Source organism: Streptomyces sp. SID3343 (assembly GCF_009865215.1).
GTDB lineage: Bacteria > Actinomycetota > Actinomycetes > Streptomycetales > Streptomycetaceae > Embleya.
The window spans coordinates 1-6,754 of record NZ_WWJX01001526.1; the positions used below are offsets into that span (position 1 = coordinate 1).

A 6,754-nucleotide genomic window follows, 5' to 3' on the forward strand; every position below is an offset into this window, starting at 1 on the left:
CCCGCGGGGCTGCGTTCCATCGAGGGCCTGGTGCGCTGGGACATGGACGCGGCACTGCGCGAGACGAGGCAGCCGATCACCGTGTTCGCGATCCGTGACCTGGTGACACAGGAGGCGATCGACCGCTACCGCGACCGCCTCGACATCGTGCTCGTCGACCTGGGCAGCCACCACTTCCCGGTCGAGGCCCCCAAGGACACGGCAAAGCTCCTGGCCGACATAACGAGCTGAGCAGGCAGCGATGAGGGCCGTGGTCCGCCCGTCCGGACCGGTGGCCCACGGCCCTGAACGGTCGGCTCCGGAAGTCCTTCGGGGGTTGATCAAGCTGCCGGCGCAACGCACGGTGGAGGCCGACACGAACGTGGTGATGCCTCGCCCCATGGCCTCGCGGGCCGGCTCCGGGCACGACCAATGTGACAGTGGCGCGTCGGCCTCGCAGGCAAGCCGACCGGCCAGGGCCCTGACCTGGGCAACCTGCAAGGCGGTGAAGCGGGGCGGGCGGCCCGAGCGCTCGCGGTCGGCCGGCCCAGTGAGGCCCAGCGCAGCGAATCGGTTGCGCCGGGTCCGCACTGCGTCCACGTGCAATCCGGTCTCACGGGCGATGCACGCGTCGGAGCGCCCACGCGCCGCGTGCAGGACCACTTGAGGCGCTGCTCGCCGCGGCTTGCCCGGGGCCGCCGAACTTGGTGTACGGGCTGTCAGTCGGTGCGGAAGCCGGCCATCAGCGAGGCCGGGTAGCGGCTGCCCGCGGAGCCCTGGGGGAGGACTTCCCGGATACGGGCCAGGTCGGTCTCGGTGAGCTCCACGTCGGTGGCGCCGACGTTCTCCTCCAGACGTGTGGCGCTGCGGGTGCCCGGGATCGGGATTACGTCCTCGCCCTGGGCGAGCAGCCAGGCCAGGGAAAGCTGGGCAGGGGTGATGCCCTTGCCGGCGGCCAGCTTTCGGAGCTGCTCGGCGGCGTTCAGGTTGTAGGCGTAGTTCTCGCCCTGCCAGCGCTCGTCCCAGCGGCGCATGTCGCCCTCGGGGTATTCGTCAGCGGGCTTGACCACGCCGGAGAGGAAGCCGCGGCCGAGCGGCGAGTACGGCACCAGGCCGATTCCCAACTCTCGCAGGACCGGCAGGATCTCGTCCTCTACTTCGCGTTCGAAGATCGAGTACTCGTGCTGAAGGGCTGTGACCGGGGTGACGGCGTGGGCGCGGCGAATGTATTGCGGGCCCACGTTACTCAGGCCGAAGTACTGCACCTTGCCTTCGGTGATCAGGTCACCGACAGTGCCGGCGACCTCCTCGGCCGGTACGTCGGGGTCGGAGATGTGCTGGTAGAAGAGGTCGATGCGGTCGGTCCGGAGGTAGCGCAGGCTGTTGTCGGCGACCTTGCGGATGTTCTCGGGGCGGCTGTCGACGCCGCTCCCCGGCGTCTTGCCGGTCATGTCGAAGCCGAACTTGGTGGCCAGGACGACCTCGCCGCGGAATTCCTTGACTGCGTTGCCGAGCAGCGTCTCGTTGCTTCCGGTGCCTTGGCCGTACAGCTCGGCGGTGTCGAAGAAGTCGACTCCGAGTTCGTGGGCGCGGTGGATGGTGGAGATGGCGTCCTCGTCGTTCGAGGGGCCGTAGGCCATGGACATCCCCATCACGCCCAGTCCGAGCGCGGAGACGCGCAGTCCCTGCTGTCCCAGGCTGCGGTGCTGCATGAGATCGCTCCTCGTGTCATGTCGGCGGCCCATGGCCCCGACCAAACCGAACTGTTCGGTATGACCCTACGTCGATCCTGAGTGCAGCGCAAAACCGAACCGTTCGGTCGCCTATCCTGGGCTCATGCCTCGCTCCACCAGCCCTGGCCGGGCCCCGGACGCCGCCACCTCGAACGAGTCCACCGACTCCACGCGCCGGCGGATCGTCGCCGCAGCAACGGAGGAGTTCGCCCGGCACGGGATCGCCGGCGCCCGCGTGGACCGCATCGCCAAGCAGGCCAGGACGAGCAAGGAACGTGTCTACGCCTACTTCCGCAGCAAGGAAGCCCTTTACGCGCACGTCGCCCAACGCGAGACGGCCGCACTCGTCGAGGCGACTCAGCTTGATCCGGCCGACCTGCCCGGTTATGCCGGCATCCTCTTCGACCACTTCACGGCCCGTCCGGATCACTACCGCCTGATCACGTGGGGCCGCCTGGAGCTGGCCGAGGCCACAGACAACACCGCCGGCCCCCTCCAGGCCACGATCGCCGGCAAGCTCGACAAACTCCGCGACGCTCAGCGCATCGGGCTGCTCGACCCGGCCTGGGACCCGGTCGACGTCCTCGCCCTGATCAACCAGATCACCATGACCTGGGCAGGTCAGCCCGAAATCGCCGCCGTTGCCGCAGACCAGGCCGTGGACCCCTCTATCACCGCCCGCCGCGCCGCAGTGGTGACCGCCGTCGAGCGCTTGTTCCCTCGCCCGGACCGAGACCAACGCCCAAGCCGTTTGGTCTGACGCACATCTCCCGGTGCGCCGTTGAGACGACCAGTGGACGAACGCGCGGACCGCCGGCGCGGGGGCAATGGCGTCGAGCTCGCGGCCGGCCAGGCGGTCGGTGATGGCGATGGCCGTCCGGATGGCGGTAGCAGCCCTCGTCGACGGCTGTGCCGGCCGGGAGTTCGGCGACACCCGACAGACGCGCCGTCCCGGGGTCAACCCCCGAAGGACTTCCGGAGCCGACCACTAAGCACACGGTCGCCATCAGCGCCGGTCCGCCCCGAGCGGCCACGAACAAGATCACCCGGTCCGAGGCCGGCATCCGAGGCGGTATCCGAGGCCGGCGTCCGAGGCGCCCAGCCCAACGGCAGTCCAACGTCGGTCCGGCGTCAGCAGGTTCGACGTCGACCGGCCCGCCACCAACCGGCCCGACGTCAGCCCGTCGAAGCCGCGATCGTCGCCGCGATCCCAATCAGCACGGTGATGATCAGCATGATCAACAAGATGCCACCGAGCTGCTTGGCGGAGGACTTGTTCGGATCCGGCGGCGCGAGCACCGTCTGCCGGATCTCGTTGTCCGCCCCGGCGGCCTTCGCCTCCCGGGCCAGGATCTCGTTGCGCGCGTTCACCCGCGCGACCTCTTCCGCGTGCGTGCGCTCCTCCCTCGCCTTCCGAGCGGCCATGGCCCGCTCGTACCGCTCCCTGGAGGATTCACCTGAAGTCGCCATGCACAGAATTGTCTCAGGCGCACCCCACCCTCCCACTCCCGGACCACCTCACGGCCGGTCCACCGTTCTCCCCGTCTCGGCTTCGGCGAAGGACCAGCGGTACACCGATCGCGCGGGTCGGTTCCGCGGCTTTCGACGTGGATGCCTCGCCGAGACGCTGCACGATGGCACCGGACAGCGCTTGACGACGAATCCGGTCGGGGCGCTTCCCGGGCGATCTCCGGCAGGGTGCGCGTCGCCGCGTCCCACTGCCTCGCTTCGCACCGCGCGAGTGCCACGTCCAAGGCCTACCGGGACCTGGCCAGGATGGGGATGCCGCGCGGGATGCGGGCCTGCTTGACGAGTTCGGGAGCCTTGCCGGTCTCCTTCAGCCCGGCGTCGGCGCCCCGATCGCCACGGCCGGCGGTGGAGGGGACACGGGCTGGAGTGCCTCGGCCCACTGTCGCCGAAGCTCGGAGCCGGCAGCCCGAGGCTCGGAACCCGGAGCCCCATGCACCGGCGGCGAAGACGGGCCCTGGCGCCTCGCCCCGGCTCCAGTGGGCCCGTCCGTCTGCGCACCTCGGGGCCGGCGCCTCACGGTGGTCGCGCCGGGAACCCGCCGCCAACCGCCGTCGGCCCGGCGAGACGGACCGGCCACCACCCGGTGAACGACCCAAACCACAACACCGGTGCACCAAGCAGGCAGTGTGACGCGTCCCCGGGGCCAAGGGTTCATGCCGAGCCGGAATCTGGAGGTGTAGTGTCCCGGTTATGCGAATGGGCGAAGGGGTCGAGTGGGGGTTGCACTGCTGCCTGACCTTGGCGTGGGTCGGGGACGAGGAACCGGTGTCGACGGCAAAGCTGGCAGCCTGGTTCGACCTGCCACCGGCCTATCTGAACAAGCAACTACAGGCGCTTGTCCGGGCCGGAATCCTGAGCTCGACGCCGGGGGCCCGGGGTGGCTTCCGGCTGGCTCGACCCCCCAAGCACATCACGCTCATGAACGTTGTCACCGCCATCGAGGGCCCCGACGACGTCTTCCGCTGCACCGAGATCCGCCAACGGGGAGAAGGAGCGGGCGCACCCGCCCGGGAGTTCCAACGGGCCTGCGGCATCGCCACCGCGATGAGCAGGGCCGAACTGGCATGGCGCCGCGAACTGGCCGCCCAGACACTGGCGGACATCATGGACACCGCGCCGCCCAAGGCCGCGGACCGCACACGGCGCCACTTCGGCGGCACGGCCCGCTGATCACCCCACCCTTTCGCACCACCGGAGGGGCATGCCCGTAAGCAGAATCCGGATACACAATGTCTCGATTCAGCCCGACCACCACCCAACGACCGGCAACGGACGGCAAGAACCCACCCAAAGCCGCAGACCCCACTCCGCACCACCAAGAGCGCTCGGCCCGCCGATCCCCCCGACGCCCCCGCCCAACCGAAGGCGCGCCCGTAGGCAGAACCCGGATGTCCAACACCTCGATTCCACCCAACGATCCGACAACCGACAACCAGCAACCGGCCGCAAGGACCCACCCAAATCCACGGGCCCACTCCGAGCCACCAAGATCGCCCAGCCCGCCGATCACCGGACACCCCGCGTAAACCGGAGGGGCGCGCCTGTAACCCGAATCCGGACATCCAACGTCTCGATTCCACCCAACGACCCGACGACCGACGACTGACAACCGGCAACCGGCAACCAGCCGCAAGGACCCACCCAAAGTCGCAGACCCCGCTCCGAGCCGCCGCCACGAGCACCACGGCCCGCCGGTCACCCGACGCTCCCGCGCAACCGGAGGAGCGCGCCTGTAAGCAGAATCCGGATGTCCAACATCTCGATTCCACCCAACGATCCGACGGCCGACGGCCGACAACCAGCGACCGGCGACCGGCAACCGGCAACCGGCAACCGGCAACCAGCAACCAGCCGCAAGGACCCACCCAAAACCACGGGCCCCACTCCGAGCCACCAAAAGCACCCAGCCCGCCGATCACCCGACGCCCCGCGCAACCGGAGGGGCACACCCATAAGGGGAATCTGGATGTCCAATGTCTCCATTCCATCCAATCGCCCAACGACCGACGGCAACAACCCGCCGGGGTCGAGCGGACTGTCGTCGACGTCGGTACTGGCCTTGGGTACTTTCGCCGTCGGTACGGACGCCTTCGTCGTCGCCGGGTTCCTGCCGTCCATGGCCGACTCGCTGCATGTGTCGGCGGCGGCGGCCGGGCAGTCGATCACGGTGTTCGCTGCCGGCTATGCCGTTCTGTCGCCGGTGCTCGCCACGCTGACCGCGCGGCTGCCGCGACGGTCCCTCCTGGTCGCCGCGCTGCTCGTCCTCGGCGCGGCCAACCTCTGCTCGGCGCTGGCACCGAACCTGGCCGTGCTGATCGTCGCCCGAATCGTCGCGGCCGCCGGCGCAGCGGCCTACACCCCCACCGCCGGCGCGGTGAGCGCCGCCCTGGTGCGCCCGGAGCTACGGGCGCGAGCCCTGGCCGTGGTCATCGGCGGCCTGACCGTCGCGACCGCGCTGGGGGTGCCCCTCGGCAACCTGATCAGCCACTGGCTGGGTTGGCGCAGCGCCCTCGGTGTGGTGGCCGGGCTGTGCCTGCTCGTCGCCGTCGGCGTACGTCTGCTCATGCCGGAACTGCCGGGCCTTGCGCGGGTGCCGCTGCGCACCCGACTCGCCGTGCTGCGTCGGCCGACCGTGCTCGCCGTACTGCCGCTGACGGTGCTCGGGATGGGAGCCGGATACACCGCCTACGCCTACAGCGTTCCGGTGCTGAAGGCCGTGCGTATCCCCGAGAGCGCGACCTTGTGGATGCTCTTCCTGTACGGCCTGGGCGCCGTGCTCGGCAACCTGGCCGCCGGCTACGCCACCGACCGCTGGGGCTCCGTTCGGGTCCTGACCGCCGGTTACGTCACCATGGCGCTCGCCCTCGGACTGCTGGCCTTGATCGCCGCCACCCACAGTTCGCTGGAGCTCGTGGTCGGACTGCTGGTCCTGCTCTGGGGCGCGAGCAGCTGGTGCCAGACGCCGCCACAGCAGCACCGGCTGATCGAGGCCGCCCCGGAGGAAGCCCCTCTGGTGGTCGCCCTGAACTCTTCCGGGATCTACCTGGGCATCGGTCTGGGCACCGTACTCGGAGGCATCACACTTCCCGTCGGAACGACGACCGTGTACGGCCTCGGAGCGGCCCTGGCAGTCGCCGCCCTGCTCTTTCTACGGATCACGGCCCGCACAACAACGCCCAAAGGCACGGCGCCCAAAGGCTGAGACACGGCCGTTCCGCGATCCCGCAGCCCGGTCGGCCGAAGATCCAACCGCTGCTCGACGGTGCACCGCCGCACCCCCGGCCGACCTACCCCCGGCACGCGGCACCGGCAGCCGGCCCGCCCGCCTCCGACAACGGCCCGACAACCCGAGCCGCCGCACACCGGCAACCGACAACGGGCGGCCGAGCAACACGGCGACTCTCGTCGCGACGCGTACTCGGCCGCCCGAAGGCGCGTCAGCGCCCACTGATCCATCGTCGACCAGTGATCGACGAGCCCGCGAGGAGAGCGGCCGGAGGCCGCCGGCGGCG

Annotated in this window: 5 protein-coding genes and 2 pseudogenes; 4 read left to right on the forward strand and 3 right to left on the reverse strand. The window is 70.1% G+C overall.

Features of this window, described 5'->3' with window-relative positions; all coding sequences use genetic code 11:
- Positions 1-231: pseudogene (locus tag GT354_RS48555) on the forward strand (alpha/beta hydrolase); the annotation flags it as partial.
- 117 nt (positions 232-348) lie between these two features.
- On the opposite strand, the pseudogene GT354_RS55425 reads toward GT354_RS48555, so the two are convergent.
- Both GT354_RS55425 and GT354_RS48565 read right to left on the reverse strand, forming a co-directional pair.
- Positions 349-642, reverse strand: a pseudogene (locus GT354_RS55425) (helix-turn-helix domain-containing protein); the annotation flags it as partial.
- 56 nt (positions 643-698) lie between these two features.
- Positions 699-1,691, reverse strand: coding sequence for an aldo/keto reductase (locus tag GT354_RS48565; protein WP_161364412.1), 993 nt, complete (start codon positions 1,689-1,691; stop codon positions 699-701).
- A 124-nt stretch (positions 1,692-1,815) separates the two neighbouring features.
- Between GT354_RS48565 and GT354_RS48570 the strand changes: the two genes are divergently transcribed.
- Entirely contained in the window at positions 1,816-2,472 is a 657-nt protein-coding gene (locus tag GT354_RS48570; RefSeq protein ID WP_161364415.1) for a TetR family transcriptional regulator, read from the forward strand.
- A 416-nt stretch (positions 2,473-2,888) separates the two neighbouring features.
- Here GT354_RS48570 and GT354_RS48575 read toward each other — a convergent pair whose 3' ends face one another.
- Positions 2,889-3,182 (reverse strand): hypothetical protein, encoded by a 294-nt coding sequence (locus GT354_RS48575; protein ID WP_161364416.1) that lies wholly within the window; start codon positions 3,180-3,182, stop codon positions 2,889-2,891.
- Between the two features lie 750 nt (positions 3,183-3,932).
- On the opposite strand from GT354_RS48575, the gene GT354_RS48580 reads away from it, so the two are divergent.
- Together GT354_RS48580 and GT354_RS48585 are read left to right on the forward strand one after the other, a co-directional pair.
- On the forward strand, positions 3,933-4,412 hold the full coding sequence (locus tag GT354_RS48580) for an Rrf2 family transcriptional regulator (RefSeq protein ID WP_161364419.1): 480 nt from the start codon (positions 3,933-3,935) through the stop codon (positions 4,410-4,412).
- 889 nt (positions 4,413-5,301) lie between these two features.
- On the forward strand, positions 5,302-6,444 hold the full coding sequence (locus tag GT354_RS48585; protein ID WP_237536204.1) for an MFS transporter: 1,143 nt from the start codon (positions 5,302-5,304) through the stop codon (positions 6,442-6,444).
- The last annotated feature ends 310 nt before the right edge of the window (positions 6,445-6,754 follow it).

What these genes read in the sequence shown, in the direction of transcription:
- GT354_RS48580 (WP_161364419.1), top strand. Translation starts at nt 3,933, where the DNA reads ATGCGAATGGGCGAAGGGGTCGAGTGGGGGTTGCACTGCTGCCTGACC.
- GT354_RS48565 (WP_161364412.1), bottom strand. Translation starts at nt 1,691, where the DNA reads ATGCAGCACCGCAGCCTGGGACAGCAGGGACTGCGCGTCTCCGCGCTC.
- GT354_RS48570 (WP_161364415.1), top strand. Translation starts at nt 1,816, where the DNA reads ATGCCTCGCTCCACCAGCCCTGGCCGGGCCCCGGACGCCGCCACCTCG.
- GT354_RS48575 (WP_161364416.1), bottom strand. Translation starts at nt 3,182, where the DNA reads ATGGCGACTTCAGGTGAATCCTCCAGGGAGCGGTACGAGCGGGCCATG.